This is a genomic window from Phycisphaeraceae bacterium (assembly GCA_020851465.1).
In the GTDB taxonomy this organism is placed as follows: domain Bacteria; phylum Planctomycetota; class Phycisphaerae; order Phycisphaerales; family Phycisphaeraceae; genus JADZCR01.
The window spans coordinates 610092-627828 of sequence record JADZCR010000006.1; the positions used below are offsets into that span (position 1 = coordinate 610092).

Genomic DNA, 17737 nt, shown 5'->3' on the forward strand with positions numbered 1-17737 from the left:
CACAACATTCGTGCTCAACCGGCTTGTCTTTTATCCGAATGATCTGTTGGAGCAGGGACACCAGAGTCCATTAACACACCTGTCCCTTCAGTTGCCGATTTTCTTCCCGTGATGCTGTGGTATAGAGCCATCGTCGGTGCGGATAATGCGTAAAGCACGAACACCGCTGCCAGTGACTCTCTATATCGGATCGTCATGATTAGCAGCACAATTACGTATTTGCCAATTCGAGTGATCGTCGCGCGTCCGCGGAGATAACGATTAACAAGGTGTACGTAGCGCCATCGGCTAACCATTGCAAATGCAACAAGAAGCATAATCAATACCATCGCGATCGACGTGATATTGAGATAAGTCGGCGTGTCGAATGGCACTCCCTCCACCGGAGGATGAGTTTTGAAATATTTCGCCAGATGGAGTTGATGCAGCAACACGAGACTGGCAACAGTACCCGCAGCGCCGGGTGATGGAAGCCCCTTGAAACTACCGTGGTCCGCCTCAGTTGGCTTATGGAGGTCTGCGTTAAATCGTGCGAGTCGCAGTGCAGCACATGAAACATAAATGCACGCAACAACCAATGCGAAGCGATCGAAGATCATATCTTTCGATGTATCGCCGACGAATGGAGCGTTTACAGCAACGAGTTGTACTGCCATAAACGCAGGTGCTGCACCAAATGTGAGCATATCAGCCATCGAGTCGAGCTGAGCACCGAGGTTACTGGTGCTCCGCGTCATGCGAGCAACGCTTCCGTCGAGACCGTCCATCACCATACCAACAAAGACCATGGCTGCGGCATAGGTGAGCCACCGCCCCTCCCCGCCGGAGGACATCCGACTAGCAAAAAAAATAGAAAGAAACCCTGCGATTACGTTTGCAAGTGTGAAGAGCGTTGGCAGGACAGATACCGTTCGTCTCGCAGTACGGCGACGCATCGCACGCACGTTATCCGGTCCACGTTTTTCGGACCCGTTCTCTGATTTCTCCAGACGGTGTGCCATTACTCAAATGATAACCCTTATTTTGCCATCATTTCTCCCACAGCGTAACCTAGTACAAATGGAGACCGCTGCAGGCAGTAGCGACGAAATGTCACCCACAACTCACAAACTCCAGGTTAAAGCATCTGTATCCACTGATGCGAGAATTATCGCGGTTCTTGTGCTGGTAATCTCACTCGCTCTACTGATTACCGGTGCATATTTAAATCCAGAGGTCGCTGGTGTCGGTACGCATGAGCAACTTGGTCTGTCTTCGTGTGGATTTCTTGATTCCTTCGGTACACCATGCGCTACCTGCGGTATGACGACAGCGGTATCTGAAGCGGCGCATGGTCACATCCTACGGGCCTTCTACGTCCAGCCCGCAGGTGCTCTGTTGGCCGTGCTGGCCATGATGGCGGTGATCGTCGCATCAACTTCGCTGATTATGGGATTTTCGCTTGCCCCATTGGGTGCAGTAATCTGTCGCGTTCGTATCGTACTCCTAACCGCGGTGTTCGTGCTTATTGCTTGGGTCTACAAAATTATCATCGTCCGTGGAGGCTTCTAAATGCTCTTCCAACATTACATTGCCTCGTACCTCCAGGCCATTTATCTCACACTAACGATTGTTGCGCTTAGTATCAGCCTCGGTGGATGCAATATTCTCGGTTGGGTTTCTAATGTGGCAGGTGGCGAGCAGACCCAGAAGCTCAATGTCAAAGCTGAGTACCGTGGTCTTGACTCCAAACGAGTCGCAGTTGTTACCGCGGCAGATGAGTACCGACTCTTTGAGTATCCTGGCTGTCAACTTGACGTATCTCGAGCGGTAAGCCGTCAACTCGCAGCTGATGTTCCTGGCATTCAACTAAGCGATCCGAAGAAAATTGCTCAGTTTCAATCAGCGAATCCAGCCTGGATCACCATGACTAACCGCGAGTTGATCCAAGCCCTCGATGTCGATCGGATCGTCTATATCGAACTCAAGGATTACACGACCCACGAACCTGGAAACCAACACGTCTGGCGTGGAATTATCAGCGGACGAGTGAGCGTAGCTGAAGCAGACGCAACCGAACCCAATAATTTTTCATATGCGCAAGAGGTCAATGCAAAATTTCCTCCGGATGAACCAGTTGGCGTCCTCAGCAGTGAGGATGCAACAATTCAAGCCGGGATGCTAGGCCAATTTGCAACCCGAGTAAGCAGCCTTTTTCACGATTATCGAACGGTGACCAAGAAGTGAACTCAATCCTTAGAATCGTCACGGCCTCCCTCCTGCTCACGCTCGCCTGCGGCATCGCAGGCTGCGAAGCGTTCTCGTTTTTTACACAAACCTTCGCCACTGAAGTGGATGCGAAATACAAATTACCCAATAGGCCGACACTTGTTCTAGTTGATGACCCACAAGCCCTGCTAGGTGATCCATCGCTTGAGCGTGTTCTTGCAACTCGTGTCGGCTTCCACCTGGTCCAAGAAGGCGTTGTAACAGAGATTGTTTCTCCTGATCGTGTAGCAGAACTGGCGACAAAGCTAGGACCGGGTTATGTCAACGCTCCGCTGGACCAAATAGGCCGCGCAGCCGGTGCCAAGCAAGTTGTTAACGTCTATGTAGAACAGACTGATTTCCGCGTTGAGGAAGGGACCTATCGCCCCGGCATGCTTGTACGCGTAAAAGTAGTCGATACGTCTACAGGCACCCGACTATTTCCCGCAGCTGATGCTACAGCCAGCGGTGACCTAACTACTTCCGCAAATGGCTATCCCGTCGCCAGTCAGCTTTTTTACAAAATCGGCGTTGGAGAAGGTACCGACGATGTTGCGACCGCAGTGAGGGCTGTTGTCGAGCGTTCAGGGCGTGATGTGTCACGATTGTTTTATAAGTACACGCCACGTCAACCTGGTGAAAAATTTGACGATTGATCTTGCGGCTAAACTCCATGCGTATCCTTCATCTGATCGACGCCTCTTCACCGCAAGCCTGTCCAACAACCTTCGCATTGCTGTCTGATTCCCTTGGCCGACTTGGAAATATTGAACAGAAAGTTCTGTTGCTGGGTGGGAAGGCACTCGAATGTGCAGCCAAAGCTGGTGGCGTCAACACTGCTCACCGAATAGGTGTCCCATACGGTCGTGCAATTCTCGGCTGGGCTGCTGTACGTCGATATTTGAACGAGTTAGGCGCATTCGATTTGATTCATTGCTGGTCAATGGGAGCATTAGCCATTGCTTCGCTTCTTCGGCCGCGCGTACCACGTATTTTGACTATTACGACTCAACCATCACCTAGATCTGTGCGATGGTTGAGGCTGCTTACCCATGAAATGCCCGACCGAATACTTTTGCTGCCGATCAGCAACGCCCTGCGAACTACGGTTCTCTCCGTAGGTATTGATCCAGCAATTGTTCATGTTCTACGACCGAGCTTGGATTTGGCAAAGACACAAGCCAGCCAACGCTCCCTTTTGCGATCGAAATGGGGCGTCTCAGACGTAGATAACCCTCGTATTAAAGTCATCACGTTTCTTTCCGATCCCTGTGTCGAGGTTGATGCACAAGCTGCTCACATGACTGTCGGTCTAGCGGATGAAGCCTATGCACTACATCCCGGCGGCCGGCCTGCGGAGGCCCCCGTTTTCTGGTTCCTTGCCCATCCCATTCAGAAGCACCTCGCTCGCGCAGAGCGAGTCGCGCAGGAAGTTGGGCATGCCGACCGTATTATTCAAGAGCCAAAAGTAGCATGTCCATGGGAAGTACTACCCGGCTGTGACCTGGCAATCGCTCAAGGGCCGAGCTCTGGGGGACTATCACTACTTTGGGCGATGGTTGCCAATGTACCGATTATCGGAGAGGCAACATATGCAGTCAGCGAAATCCTCGAAGACCGTCATTCCGCCCTTCTGGCAAAACCCGACAATCCGCGAATGCTTGCTGGCAGAATCCTGCAACTTACTGCCGATCCACAGCTAGCCTGGAAACTACGTGATACAGCACGACACGAGGCGTTTAGCTTTTTCTCGCGGCAACGTTACTGCCAGACGTTGCAAAGTGTGTATGAGCAAGTCTTTTCGGGTACTGCCGTTGAAATCTCTGACCTTCCGGTCACAGGAGGGTTGCGCTTCGCAGGGCGCGCATAGAAAGATTGAAAATATCTATTTACTCAAAACGGTAAGCTCGTGGCACGCATCAGTACAAACGCCGCACCTTCCCCCAGAATGATGAGCACGGTCGCAACGTAAAGAATGCCTGTTGCTGACTGATTAGCTCGACGCTTCACGCAGTCGTAAGTCATATATACAAAAACAGAAGGCGTGGCGATGCCGACCAGGTATCGAGCCCAGAGTAGGACTGTATTCATCAGGCGATCACCATTTGACAGATCCTCTGTCAAAACGAATGGGCGGAGCGCGAAGGTAAGACTGAATATTCCACGAAGCAATAGGAATATTCCTAGTAGTACGACCAATCGCATGAATGGCTTCTGCGTCATTTCGCTACCGGCGGTCAGGTAAGCGTGTCCCAGTAACATCGCCATGAGAAATCCACCAAGAAGCGCGGAAGAAAATGTTAAGGCCACTGCAAGCTGCAATGTTTCAACGACTACAGGAAGACTTGCTGACGATATGTTGTAAAGTTCAACTATAAAAACCAATGTCGCCAATACTGCAAGGATGCCGATAAGGCGCTGGATGTGACGATATCCCAACTGGATAGCCATGAGCTGGAGAAAAAAAGGCACCAGCAGTGTGATCTGCAATCGCCACGCTGTGGTACCGGTGCCGAATTGAGTTTTCCAGGAAATCGCAGAGGCGATAGCAACGAAACATATGGCGATGATCGCCCCCAATCGCAGCCAGCGCAGGGTGACTTGCTTCGGATCCGAAGCAGATAACGCTATACCAATACCCGCCGCGAACATCAATAAAACTATTGCAATCATTTCGTGGCATTGTATAGATGCCAAGCGAACCCGATTTCAAGACGAATAAACTTCAATTGATGGCTCGTCTTTCCGTCCTCTTACTTTCGAGTGTTTAGATCGGGCGAGCACGCAGAGGAAGTAACACATCACCTAACCGCCACCGTAATGAATCAATAAGATTTCGGCCTATCGGTTTGTCAATCAAATTGTCGTGTTCTCCTGCGTCATTGAGCAGGTCGTAGAGACCGATTGCCTGCCGGCTTTCCGTATCAAAAATAATCTTATATCGCTCCATCTCGAGCATTAACCGCTTACCGAATTCGCTCAAACAACCTTCCAGCGTTGGCAATACGGGTTCACCTGATAGAGTTGGCAATAAAGACCGCCCTACCACCGCTTTGGGCATATCACAACCTGCAAGTGCAATGATCGTTGGCGCAATATCCGTGGTGCTGGCAAGCCCTTCACTAGCGAGCTCCTGGACTGCTGAACCCGGTGCTGGCGGCACCATAATGATCGGAACCTCTACTGCCGGTGCCAGAAATGACCGGTGTCCGATCAGACCATGCTCACCCAGAAGATGACCACGATCGGAGGAAATCAATGCCCAAGTTCGATTCGCATCAGCCCGCGATTCCAAGGCTGACATCAATCGGCCTATTCCATAATCGATCAAGCTGACACGACCAAGGTAATCCGCACGAATCCTCGCCACTTTCGCAGTCTCAAGCCGTTGAAGCATGACACGTGGATAGTCAAGTTCAGCCAGCGCATCGACACGTGTGAAGTCCGCTGGCGCAAATCCGTGCCCGACTTCCTTCGGGTTAACTACATCATCGTAAAGTGTCGGCGGCGGCAGATCGTTACCAGGTCCGCTGAAGCACACAAGCAGACACCACGGTTTATCCAGAGGCATTTGATCAATCATTTCGCGTGCTTTTAACGCGATGAAACCGTCAATATCGTCGTCAGGCTCGATAAGTAGGCGATCCGGCTCAAACGGGCCATAACGCAGGCGTTGTCTTCGCTGTTGCGCTACGGCCTCCTGAATACCCTTAGCTCGCATTGCTGATAGATAGCGGCATAAACCCGATTCAACCTGCTCAACATCAGAAACGATGACAGCATTATCCAGCCACGATGCAGCTGAGGAGACTAAACCAACGCCGCCGAGGTGATAACCTGATTCAGCAAGAATGGAAGGCCACCCTTCACAGGCTGCGGGGGCTCGCATTTGATCGACGAAGCCATGCTGCCGTGCATGGTAACCCGTCAGGAGCGTGATCAAGCCGCCTGGATCTGCAGGACAAGCACTTGAAGCGATAAGCGACACTCCGCGACTAACTAGTTTTTCCAGACTTGGGGTTCGCAGAGGCCAAACCTGGCTGTCACCCACCGAATCAGCACGCAGTCCATGGGCAAATACCACAACCAGATTTCTGCGGAATGACATGCCACGATTATCGGTCATTTGCTGCTAGCTGGTGAGACGCATCGACATCTTCCCGTACATCTGATGCGGAATGTGATCCCGTTGATGTGCCACGAATGTTTCTATCACTAGAGTTCTTTATGCCGTTAGATCGCGTAATTGATCAAAGTAGAAATCCATGACCTATCGGCACATAAAGAGGAGAATTGGTGATTGCTACAATACCTGCACTGGGTCAGCCTGAAGTCACTCTCCATATTTGTCTTGCACAATTTTGCGATGAATTCCAATACTACACCACCCTACCGTATCGAAAACCGTGGCGACCTCGTGATCGTCACGTTCTTACATGAGGTGATTGATCCCGTCTCCGTTGAAAAGGCGGGAGTAGATTTACCCAAGAGCGTAGCGTTGCCTGACACGAAAAAGCTTATTCTCGATTTCACAAAGATGTCCTACTTTCCTTCGCGCCTATTGGGCGTTCTGCTCGACATTAACCGCGCCGTCGAAAGCCATGGCGGCAAAATGCGGTTGTGTGGGATCCAACCAATGGCAATGGACGTGCTGCGGTTCATGCGGCTGGATGCTGTTCTGAAGTTTGATAAAGATGTAATGGAGTCAATAACAAAATTCTAGAAAATCGCGATGGTGTCATCTTAGGATTACAAGGTTCACACCAACCTCATACCGTAAGCAGCTACTTCAGCTTTACGATTTAATTATTTAACCACCGTTCGCGTAGATTTTGGCCTATTTTATTTGAACCTTGACCGCTCCTTCCACGTAAGAGACGATCATCCGCTTGGATGTGTCCGCGCACTGTCTTCAGGGGTGTCTTCATGATCGATGTAAAGAATCTGGTCAAGTGGTATGGACCGACCAAAGCCGTCGATCACCTTTCATTCCACATTCCTACCGGCCAAGTAGTAGGTTTTCTGGGTCGTAACGGCGCAGGCAAGACAACTACTATTCGAATCCTTACCGGTTACCTACCGCCAACGTCGGGGATCGCAACAATCAATGGCCATGACGTAACCACTCAATCCGCCAAAGCTCGTGCGGCTATTGGCTACTTACCGGAAAGCACGCCGCTATATCACGAAATGCGAGTCGAGGAATACCTTGACTATCGCGGTCAGTTACAGGCGATGGACCGCAAGCGTCGCCGTACAAGGATAGATCAGGTTGTCGCTCGTTGTGGCCTATCCGCCGTTCGTAGGCGTGTGATTGGACAACTCTCCAAAGGGAATAAGCAACGTGTAGGCTTGGCGCAGGCGATGCTTCACGATCCCCCGGTACTTATTCTGGATGAACCTACATCCGGCTTGGACCCAACACAGATTTATGAATTTCGAAAGCTCCTCGACGAATTGCGAGGGAAACATACAATCATTCTTTCCACACACAATCTTGGCGAAATCACCCGTGTAGCCGACCGAGCGGTGATTATTGATCAGGGAATTATCCGTTATGACGCGCCTATTAGCCGTCAGATGCGGCTGATGATTGAAGTTAAAGCTGCACCTGAAGCCGTGTTACGTATTAGTGAATCGATAAAGCGCATTACAAAAGTCATCGTCAGCATGCATGAAGGCTGGACCAAGGCTTTGATAGAAACCGAAAATTGCCAGGATCTCCGAGAGGACGTGGGGCAATTCGCTTTATCAAACCAGTGGACGATTCGGCAGCTTGGTTTCGAAACGACAGACATTGAACGTAAGTTCGCAGAAGTGACAGGCGGCAAAGCGGTTGCCCCGTCACAGGATTAAATCTATGCGACAAACTTTCACCATTGCTCGTCGGGAACTGACGAGCCTCTTTTTTTCTCCCGTGGCATATCTCGTACTAGGCGCGTTTGGGCTCGGGTCCACATTGATTTTTCTGATGTCGTTTTATTCAGGTGAACCAGCACAAATGCGGGCAACCTTCAGTGCTGTAATCTGGCTCATGATCTTATTGGTACCCGCCATCAGCATGCGGTTGTTCGCAGAGGAGTTTCGCAGCGGCACAATCGAGACACTGATGACATCACCAATCTCCGATACCCAGATCGTACTGGGCAAGTGGCTCGGAGCCTTAGGATTTTTCATCGCGCTACTTATTCCGTTGTCGATCCTGACCATTGTTTTGGCGTTCAACGCTCGTCCCGACTGGGGGCCGATTTTTACCGGATTCCTTGGTCTTATTTTTATTGGCGGCCTGTATCTGGCGATTGGTACATTCGCTTCCGCAACCACACAGAATCAAATTATCGCCTTCATCATCACCGGCTTGATCCTCCTCATGCTTTCCGTCGGGATGTTTTTTCTCGCTCGCTCAACATTTCTCAGCTCTTGGTGGCGCGAAATCGTCTCGTATCTCTGGATTGATAATCAGGTGGCTGACTTCAACAAGGGAGTAATCGATTCATCGAAAGTCGTTTACTTCCTAAGCGGGATCGGATTTTTTCTATTTCTGGCGGTGAAAGTTCTCGAAAGTAAACGTTGGCGATAACAAGTTCAGCTCGCCTTGATGAGAAATACAATGTCTGATAAATCTGATAACCCGAGAGCGGAGACCCAATTCCGTCGACGGCTCAAGTTTGGTCTGAATGTCGGGATTGCAGCGGTACTTGCGCTGGCACTGGTTGTGCTTCTCAATTGGATTGCTGCTCAACCGAAAAATATCATCACCATCGATCGCACCGCGACCGGGCAATATAGTCTTGCGCCACAGACCTTGAAGGTGCTTAAAAATCTAGATGATGACTACACCATAGTTACACTTTTCGAGAGTGGCAGCGAAGGAACCACCCAAGCGTCTGATCTCGTGGATGAATACGGCAGACGCTCAAAGCATATCAAGGTCGATCATCTTGATCCCATCAGCGACATCAGTCGAATCGAGGAGTTCTACGACACACTTCGCAGCCGCTATGCCCAGCGTCTCGAACCGATGCAAAAGGCGGTAAATGCAGGCCGCGCTGTACCCAGAATGCTTCAGGAACAAGCTAAAGGGCAACTGACCCTGCTTGATGAACTAAGTACGGATACCGGCGTACCCTCGGGATCGCTGGCCAAAACTATTACCGAAGTCAAGCAAGGTATTGGCCGTCTCGATCAAGTTTCAGCCGAGATGACTAAGGCACTCGATCAACTCACGTCACAACGAGGAAAGCTGCCTAATTACGCCGCTGTCCGCGATCAACTCCGAGCATCAATCGAAGTACTTGATACCGGCATGTATCAGCCGGCAATCACGATCTTCGAACGAGCATCAAAGACGCAGGGACTCCCGCCGCAGACACGAGAGCGATTACTATCCCTAGTGGAACTCATGAAAGGTTCGCGAAAAACGATTGCGGATGCACTTCCTCAGCTCGACGCAGCATCCCCGATCGACGATTACGACCGCTTAAGCCAGCAATTAGTGGGACAACCTAATGCTGTCGTAATTATTGGTCCACGTGAAGTACGGGTGGTTTACCTCACCGAAATGTTCCGTCCACCAACTGCTGAGGAGGTAAAAAATGGCGGGACACGAGAGCTTTCCTTTCTCGGGGAAGAGCGTTTAACTGGTTCGCTTATCAGTATGGGCCTTAAGACCCCACCGCTGGTCGTGTTCATTGCGGGCGCAAGACCGGCTATTGGTCCCAGCGGAGAGTTTGAAAGCGTGGCAGAAAGACTGCGCAAACTCAATATTGAGGTACAGGAATGGAATCCGTTGGGACGTCCGGGACCAATGGGGCAAATGTCTCCACCATCACCGGCCCCCAAACCGCGTAACGGCCAGATAGCCGTTTGGATAGTGCAACCTGTCGAACCTCCAAGCATGATGAATCCCATGGGTGGAGGTGCTGAGCGAATTGCTCCAATGCTCCAGGATCGACTTACCGCGGGCGACTCAATGCTCATCATGTACCGATATTCACAAGGCGCACGGATGGGCGAGTTAAACCCACTCGCTCAACTAGTTGCACCCTGGGGTGTAAAGCCACAGCAAGATCGACTAATTCTCAAAGAGATTATGTTGCCGGATCGAAGCCGCCGCCCAATGCCGTATCACATGGTCAACCAGTGGCCAGAGGACTTGTCGATCACCAAGGCACTTACAGGCATGACTGGCTTTTTTGCAAATCCGGTTCCACTGGAACTTGTCCCAGACAAAGATAAGACCAAAGGCTATGAACAATTCCCACTAGTGGAACTTAAAGGCAACGACCTCTGGGCAGAGACCGCCCCACGGCAAGATGCGACGAAACCCAAAGAGGCAGGAACCCATTTTGTTATCGGGGTTGCGGTGAAATCCAAGGATAACCGATTAGTTGTGATTGGTGACCGCGAATGGGCAACGGATTATGTCACCACCAACGCTGACACACAACTTCGCTTACCAAACTTGGCGAACCAATTGGGAGCTGCTTTTCCAGCCAATGCGGAATTATTTGTCAACAGCACTCTCTGGCTCGCTGGTTTGGATGACATCATCGCAGCCAGCGCACGGACACAGGATATCCGACGTATCCAGCCAATCAGCGAAGGTGCGGATAAAGCTCTACGGATCGGACTCATCGCAGGTATGCCGCTAGCCTCGCTGGTCCTCGGTATCAGCGTGTGGATGGTGCGAAGAAAGGGATAGTTTAATTATTTGCTTATGGCAAGACGCTCTTGGCCAAGGAGCTTAGCTATGAATTACAAAACTACAATTGCCCTGCTCTTTCTCGTTTTATGTGCGGGAACTTATTTTGCTTTCTTTGGCACCAACGATAGCACAACGACAAGTAATTCGAGTGCTTCCGGCCTAGCTACAGAAGAAACACCACTTTTTAAGACTTCGGAACTTTCGACAGAATCAGTTACTTCGGTAGCCATCGAACGTCAAGGAATGCGTCTCGTACTGTACAAATCGGGAACGGATTGGATACAAATCTCGCCCGTTCGGTTTCCCCTTAACGATTGGTCCGTTCAACGAATAGTGCAAAATTTTGCAGGCCTCCGCGCTAATCAGACTCTTAAGCCGAATGACAAAACGCGACCTGCTCTCGATACGCTTGGTCTGGCACCACCCGCAGGTAGTGTGACCGTGACGACCAGCGAAAATAAATCCTTCAGCATCCGCGTCGGACGCACCGCACCGGGTGGCAGAGTATTCGTCATGGTTGGGGAAGATCCCAATGTTTATGTGGTTTCGGATGATATTCAAAAATCCGCGATTTCTGAAGATGTAAATAATTGGCGTCGGACCAGGCTCAACTCCCCTGCTGAAGGTCAGCTTGATCGTGTGGAATTGACGAATCCCAATGGAAACATCGTGATAGATAAACGCAATGGTCATTGGGTGTTTGGCAGAGAAAACCAAGGTAGAGTCGATCGCACAGCGATACAAGGTTTCGTTAATGCCATCAATGATATTCCGATTACTAAGTTCATCGCAGATGCACCTGCAGATTTATCTATTTATGGTCTAGATAAACCCACCACCCTCCTCTCGTTTGAAGTGTCGTCAACCACTTCTGCAAATACTCAACCCACATCTACTCAACCGGAAATTACGCCCCCTAACCCTCAAGAGTACACCTTGTTAATTGGAGCACCGACCGATTTGGCAAAAACTTCTTACTTTGCGACATGGAGTGCGACTAAACCTACAAAAACAAGTGAACCGATTAAGGCCAGTGACGCTGTCGTGTTCACGATTACGAAATCGTCGGCCGATCGCTTTGTGAAACCATTGGAGGACTTCCGGGATCCACACATCACTACCGTAGCAGCCACCGACGTAAAAAAGGCAGTGATACACCCCAAGATTGGCCCCGCTATTTCACTCACTAGGACCCCCGACGGATGGAACTTCACGCCCGGAAGCGGCATTACATTCGACGCAGATCACGATGCTGTCTCGAAACTGATCGAAGGAGTCATCGATGCCAAGGCCCATGCGTATCAGCCTACAAACAAACTTGGCTCTCAAATTGGCTCGCTGACTCTCGAAGTTCAAGGGCACAGCGAACCTGAAGTAATTGTGTTTTACAGTGCACCAGCCGAAAAAACGAAGCCACAAATACTGGCAGTTCGAGGACGTGAAACCATCGGCTACCGCTTTGATGCAAGTTCCTTTGCAGTCCTCGAAGCAACTACGCTCGGCCTCCGTAGTAAATCCGTTCTGCATCTGGATCCCAGCTCAATTCAGCGGGTTGTTCTGCAGCGTTCCGACGAGCCACCTCTATCATTTGAGACCCTCACTCCCGCAAAATCACAGACGACAAAGCCTGCGATAGCTGACATGAAATGGGGGCTAAAGGGCCACACCGTGTTTGAGCTGGAGTCATTTCATCAACTACTAAATCAACTGACAACATTAGAAGCGTCCCGCTGGCTTGATACCTCACCTGACTTAGGTAAATCTCCCACCACCGCCTCTTTGGAAACAATGGACGGCCAATCCTTCGTTCTGCACATTAATCCGACCACCGGGGCAGCAAAACTAGATGGCGAGACCATTGCATTTGAAATAACCCAACCGCTACGAGATTTACTCCGTGCTGAGTATCTCGACCGCACTGTAATTCCATTCACTGCTGCAAATATCGAGAGGATCAAAGTCAGTAACTCTCATGCTCAACTCAAAGAAGTCACTATTGTCCGTAATGTGGCTAATAAATATGAAAGCGAAGAAGGCCTGCCAATAGACCAGTCCGCTGCAGGAGCTCTTTACGATACGATTGGAAAACTGCGTGTCGAACGCTACTTACCAATGAGTGAACCGACCAAAGATCTATCCACATCCACTCGGCTGACTATTGAGCCTAAAAACGGGAATCCGGTTGAGCTAGTGATTACCTCCGACAGCAAGGGAGATAATCGCGTAATGATGTCTGGCGCTTTAGGGAATCGCATCTTTCGTATTTCAGCAGATACATTGCAAAAGCTTACTGCTGACTTGAATCCGAAGCCCGCCAATAGCGATACGGAAACAACCGGTCTCAATTATCCACGCGTAGGCGATTAACTTTATACTCAAAATATTTGCGTGATTGAGGTTTACGGAAGTCGTAGGCGAGAAGAGTTGAGGTTCATTACGTAAACATTTTCAACTGATGTCTTTCTAGATCGAGCTTATTGACCGGCTTATCCACGTTCAGTCGATAAAGGCCGCTGAAGCATGCAGTGCAATAGTTGTCTGCTGGACGTGAAACACATTTAAGCATTCCATCCAGCGAGAGGAAGTGTAGGCTGTCCACGCCTAGAAATTCTGCGATTTGTGGGACGCTTCTACCGGTAGCAATGAGTTTCGATTTATCGGGGAAATCAACACCGAAATAGCAGGCATTGCGAATCGGCGGACAGGAAATACGAAGATGGATCTCCTTTGCCCCTGCACGACGAAGTTGCGCCATTTTTCCGCGAGTAGTAGTACCGCGGACAATGGAATCGTCCACGACGATCAGACGTTTCCCGGCCACTACCTCCGAGACGACGTTAAGCTTCAGTTGGACCGCTAGATCGCGCTGAGCCTGTGTTGGCTGGATAAATGTTCGACCGACGTAACGGTTGGGCACGATACCTTCACGAAACGGAATACCGCTGCTGCGAGCGTATCCCAAAGCAGCCGATCGTCCTGAGTCCGGCATCGGTACGACGTAATCAGCCGCGACCGGGGATTCCTTCGCGAGTGCTTCACCCAGTTTTTCACGGACGATCTGCACCGTATCACCAAAAACCTGTGAACTGGGATTGGCAAAATAAACATGCTCAAAAATACAATGAGCTGGCTGCTGTGCATCCGCGAATCGCCTGCTTGAGATCCCCGTGTCATTGATCGTCACGATTTCGCCCGGTTCAACCTCGCGAACAAACCGAGCTCCGATAGCATCGAGTGCAACCGTCTCACTGGCGACACAGTCATAGCCGTCCTCCGTCCGACCCAGAACAAGCGGCCGCCAACCCCAAGGATCACGGACTGCTTCGATTCGATCAGGGAATAGAAATACGAGAGAGTATGCGCCTTGCAGATGCTGAAGTGCTTCGACGAGTGGGTCTTCTTTAGTTAGGTGATGCGATGCGAGAAGATGAAGAATAATTTCGGTATCGGTAGAGGTATGAAAGATATGACCTCTCCGTTCGTAATCTTGCCTGAGCAGGTCAGCGTTAATGAGGTTTCCGTTATGTGCCACCGCACACTGCCCGCCAACATGCTCAGCCATGATGGGCTGAGCATTGCACGCTTTGCTGGAACCAGTAGTCGAATAGCGGTTGTGCCCAATTCCCGCCTTACCTTCCATCTGATTCAGAACATTCTTACTAAAGACTTCGGACACGAGCCCCATGCCGGTGTGTCCCAGCAGTGTCGATCCATTGGTTACGGCGATACCTGCCGATTCCTGTCCGCGATGCTGCTGAGCATAAAGTGCGAAATAAATCCGTTGGGCACTATCGGGTGCCCCCCAAATACCAAAAACTCCACATTTATCTTTAGCCTCACCTTTCATCGCGAGTCCGTTCGTCAAGAGTTTGTACTTCTTTGAGGAAAACACTGACCGCGCAGACCCGGAAATGACCCCGGATCGGTGACAGCCTGTTGCGTGAAACTGGCATGCAGGAATTATAGCGATCCCACAAGCCCGCAAGTCACTCGTCTTCGATATCTCAATGAATGAAGTCGGTCCGATGAGAAGTGTCAGGGCGAATCAGATTCGTCGTTCACTGTGTTCGCCAAAATGGAGTTCAAGGTATCGGGCAACGTAATCAATAATTGACAAAGCTTCAGGAATATCCGGGTTTGAAGTGTGCCCCATCGGCTCAAATCGCATTCCCTTGAAACGCATCACTGCCTCATCGAGCGGAAGACCATACTGAAGCGCAATACTGAATGCTCGGCAAAACCCCTGGACAAGCCCTGACAGCGTCGATCCTTCTTTAGCCATCTTGATGAAGATCTCGCCGGGCTGACCATGTTCGAAAAGTCCTATAGTCAGATAGCCCTCGTGGCCCATGATCTGAAATTTATGAGTAATGGATTCACGGGTTACAGGCAGTGACTGACGTTTGGCAACCATGCTGGGATCACTCCCCGTTGCGGACGACTTATTCCTCGGTGGACGACGCGCCATGGCGTGAGCGTAACGTGAAGTACACTTCTCGGCCACACCTGAAACCGGTCGCAGTGTCCGATCATACGACCAAAAGGTGTATCGGAGGGTAGTTGCGCTTAACTCCAAAAGTGATAGGCTTTCCTTATCCAGCCAGTCAACTTCTCTCAAACTCATGGCCCGGCAGCACAAATCCAATCCCACTCCGCAGACGATCAGGAAAATACGTCACAAACTTTTAGCCTGGTACAACATCAATCGCCGCGAACTGCCTTGGCGTACCAAAGGCACACAGACACCAGTCCCTTATCAGGTACTGGTAAGCGAGTTTATGCTCCAACAAACGCAGGTTGCTACGGTGATCGATTATTTTGACCGGTTTCTTAAACATTTTCCTACAATCGAAGCCCTTGCTCTTGCTCCGGTGCAGCAGGTCTTACTCCTCTGGCAGGGATTAGGTTACTACCGGCGGGCCAGAAATCTTCATGCAGCAGCGAAGAAGATCGTTCAAGAAAATCATGGACAAATCCCTGCAAACCTCGCTGCCATAGCCTCATTACCAGGCGTTGGTCGTTATACAGCTGGCGCAATAGCGTCTATTGCGTTTGAAATTCGGGCTCCAGTTCTTGACGGCAACGTAGCCCGGGTGCTCTCACGTTGGTTTGCCATTGAAGAACCGATTGATAAATCAACGGTTCGATCTCATATGTGGTCACTGGCGGAAATGCTCGTTCCCGAAGTATCTCCAGGAGATTTTAACCAAGCCATGATGGAACTAGGCGCGCTGGTCTGCACTCCGCGAAATCCCCAATGTTCTACTTGCCCAATTGCAGATCTTTGCAGAGCTCGGTCGCATGGTTTAACCAACGTAATTCCTCGACGATCACTGAAACGAGGACCTCAAGAGGTGATGCACCATGTTTTGGTGGTAAAAAGAGGTCGTAGATTTATTATCGAACAACGACCTTTGAAAGGCCTATGGGCTGGATTATGGCAAATGCCAACAGCTGAAATGCTCAATGCCCATGTCACAGCTAAACAAATCCAAAATTGGGCTTTGCAACATTTGGGGGTGATAGTCGATCTTCCTCGTCCGGCGGGAAATCTCCGACATCAAACCACTCATCGTTCGATTATTGCCAAGGTTTGGATTACTGATGTAGTCGAAGGAAAACTGCACAAATCCCGTGGGCAATGGCGAACACTCGACAATCTCCATGATCTCCCGATGTCAATCTTGCAACAAAATGTGGTGGTGTTGATACCCAACTCTATCTGATGGTTACTCGTAGCTTTCTTCACTTCATCTCTGAGGACGGGGTGATGAAAAGGAAAGCTATAACCTGATCATTGACCCGTTCTTTTTTTCTCTAACTCCGCTTCCCTCGCTTTTACTTTTTCTTTGGCAAGCTTGAACTCTTCACTGGAGAAATAGCCCGGTGGAGGAACCCATACTGTTCGAAATCCAACATGAAAATAGGTTTCATCTGGCTTGAAACCGAATCGTTTGGCACAGACATAGGCATGGTCCGCATGATAGAACGACCCACCACGCAATACGCCATTGACGTGACCTGTATAGCTGAGCATCCGCTCATATTCGGGCGCGTTCGGGTATGGCTCAAACCATTCACCTGTCCATTCGTACACGTTGCCAGCCATATCCATACAGCCATAGGGTGATGCACCACTGGGATGCAGGCCGACCATCTGTGCGGTGGTCGCCCTATTTCTTTTTTCTTTCGAGAGATCCACAAACACACCACGATCAGACGTGGGTAGATCATTTCCCCATGGGAACCACCGCGCATCCGTACCGCGAGCGGCCTTTTCCCATTGTGTTTCGTATGGCAGTGTACGGCCAACCCAATTCGCGTACTTCTGGGCCTCTGCCCATGTCACGCTGACAGCCGGAAATAAATTCTCATCACCCTTAAAACCCGGTTCCGGCGCCTTTGAAAGTTTGCTTTCGTATTTTGTTTCTTTTGTAAACATATTCCACTGCCCAAAGGTGACCTCATATTTGTCGATAAAAAAGCCTTCTACCCATACCTTGCGCTGTGGGGCCCATTCCTCCGCTGCAATGATGTGGTAATCCTTGTAGCCCAAGGCTTGAGCGAGTTTCTGCGATTCATCCGTGTTCATTCCCATGGTGAATTCACCCGCAGGCACATAAACCATGACCGATCCGTCACGAGGATGGACAATCGCGGTACCTGCCGCAGGTTCACTGATAGCACTTACAGGTTGTGCATGAATACTTGTTGTGTTCAGCCCAATCCCTATACAAACCAAAATCCAAAACATCACACGCATCGTGCCTCCTCTCATCAAAG

Annotated in this window: 16 protein-coding genes; 10 read left to right on the forward strand and 6 right to left on the reverse strand. The window is 50.3% G+C overall.

Going from position 1 to position 17737, the window contains the following annotated elements:
• Nucleotides 1-14: 14 nt before the first annotated feature.
• A complete protein-coding gene (locus IT444_09115) occupies nucleotides 15-1001 on the reverse strand; it encodes a phosphatidylcholine/phosphatidylserine synthase (protein ID MCC7192925.1) in 987 nt (328 codons plus the stop codon).
• 58 nt (nucleotides 1002-1059) lie between these two features.
• Here IT444_09115 and IT444_09120 point away from each other — a divergent pair, with 58 nt between their 5' ends.
• From IT444_09120 to IT444_09135, 4 genes are read left to right on the forward strand one after another with little or no spacing between them, the layout of a single operon-like run.
• Complete coding sequence (locus IT444_09120; GenBank protein MCC7192926.1) at nucleotides 1060-1551, forward strand: DUF2752 domain-containing protein; 492 nt, start codon at nucleotides 1060-1062, stop codon at nucleotides 1549-1551.
• On the forward strand, nucleotides 1552-2226 hold the full coding sequence (locus tag IT444_09125; GenBank protein MCC7192927.1) for a hypothetical protein: 675 nt from the start codon (nucleotides 1552-1554) through the stop codon (nucleotides 2224-2226).
• A complete protein-coding gene (locus IT444_09130; GenBank protein ID MCC7192928.1) occupies nucleotides 2223-2903 on the forward strand; it encodes a hypothetical protein in 681 nt (226 codons plus the stop codon). The genes IT444_09125 and IT444_09130 overlap by 4 nt, the downstream gene beginning before the upstream one ends.
• A 17-nt stretch (nucleotides 2904-2920) precedes the next feature.
• Entirely contained in the window at nucleotides 2921-4117 is a 1197-nt protein-coding gene (locus tag IT444_09135; protein ID MCC7192929.1) for a hypothetical protein, read from the forward strand.
• Between the two features lie 23 nt (nucleotides 4118-4140).
• Here IT444_09135 and IT444_09140 read toward each other — a convergent pair whose 3' ends face one another.
• Together IT444_09140 and IT444_09145 are read right to left on the reverse strand one after the other, a co-directional pair.
• Nucleotides 4141-4920, reverse strand: coding sequence for a hypothetical protein (locus IT444_09140; GenBank protein ID MCC7192930.1), 780 nt, complete (start codon nucleotides 4918-4920; stop codon nucleotides 4141-4143).
• A gap of 94 nt (nucleotides 4921-5014) precedes the next feature.
• On the reverse strand, nucleotides 5015-6355 hold the full coding sequence (locus IT444_09145) for a sulfatase-like hydrolase/transferase (protein MCC7192931.1): 1341 nt from the start codon (nucleotides 6353-6355) through the stop codon (nucleotides 5015-5017).
• Between the two features lie 258 nt (nucleotides 6356-6613).
• Between IT444_09145 and IT444_09150 the strand changes: the two genes are divergently transcribed.
• The 5 genes from IT444_09150 (at nucleotide 6614) to IT444_09170 (ending at nucleotide 13321) form a co-directional block, all read left to right on the forward strand.
• Nucleotides 6614-6970 carry an STAS domain-containing protein gene (locus IT444_09150; GenBank protein MCC7192932.1) on the forward strand — a complete coding sequence of 119 codons (357 nt, stop codon included), beginning with the start codon at nucleotides 6614-6616 and terminating at the stop codon, nucleotides 6968-6970.
• 203 nt (nucleotides 6971-7173) lie between these two features.
• Complete coding sequence (locus IT444_09155; protein MCC7192933.1) at nucleotides 7174-8103, forward strand: ABC transporter ATP-binding protein; 930 nt, start codon at nucleotides 7174-7176, stop codon at nucleotides 8101-8103.
• Nucleotides 8104-8107: 4 nt separating this feature from the next.
• Nucleotides 8108-8827: an ABC transporter permease gene (locus IT444_09160; GenBank protein ID MCC7192934.1), complete on the forward strand. Its 720-nt coding sequence runs from the start codon at nucleotides 8108-8110 to the stop codon at nucleotides 8825-8827.
• 30 nt (nucleotides 8828-8857) lie between these two features.
• Nucleotides 8858-10951, forward strand: a complete 2094-nt coding sequence (locus IT444_09165) for a hypothetical protein (protein ID MCC7192935.1) — start codon at nucleotides 8858-8860, stop codon at nucleotides 10949-10951.
• A gap of 48 nt (nucleotides 10952-10999) precedes the next feature.
• Complete coding sequence (locus IT444_09170; GenBank protein ID MCC7192936.1) at nucleotides 11000-13321, forward strand: DUF4340 domain-containing protein; 2322 nt, start codon at nucleotides 11000-11002, stop codon at nucleotides 13319-13321.
• A 67-nt stretch (nucleotides 13322-13388) separates the two neighbouring features.
• On the opposite strand, the gene purF is transcribed toward IT444_09170, so the two are convergent.
• Nucleotides 13389-14819, reverse strand: a complete 1431-nt coding sequence (gene purF / locus IT444_09175) for an amidophosphoribosyltransferase (protein ID MCC7192937.1) — start codon at nucleotides 14817-14819, stop codon at nucleotides 13389-13391.
• Between the two features lie 180 nt (nucleotides 14820-14999).
• Entirely contained in the window at nucleotides 15000-15368 is a 369-nt protein-coding gene (locus tag IT444_09180; protein MCC7192938.1) for a hypothetical protein, read from the reverse strand.
• 208 nt (nucleotides 15369-15576) lie between these two features.
• Here IT444_09180 and mutY point away from each other — a divergent pair, with 208 nt between their 5' ends.
• Entirely contained in the window at nucleotides 15577-16680 is a 1104-nt protein-coding gene (gene mutY, locus IT444_09185) for an A/G-specific adenine glycosylase (protein MCC7192939.1), read from the forward strand.
• A 68-nt stretch (nucleotides 16681-16748) separates the two neighbouring features.
• Here mutY and IT444_09190 read toward each other — a convergent pair whose 3' ends face one another.
• Entirely contained in the window at nucleotides 16749-17717 is a 969-nt protein-coding gene (locus tag IT444_09190; protein ID MCC7192940.1) for a formylglycine-generating enzyme family protein, read from the reverse strand.
• Nucleotides 17718-17737: the final 20 nt, after the last annotated feature.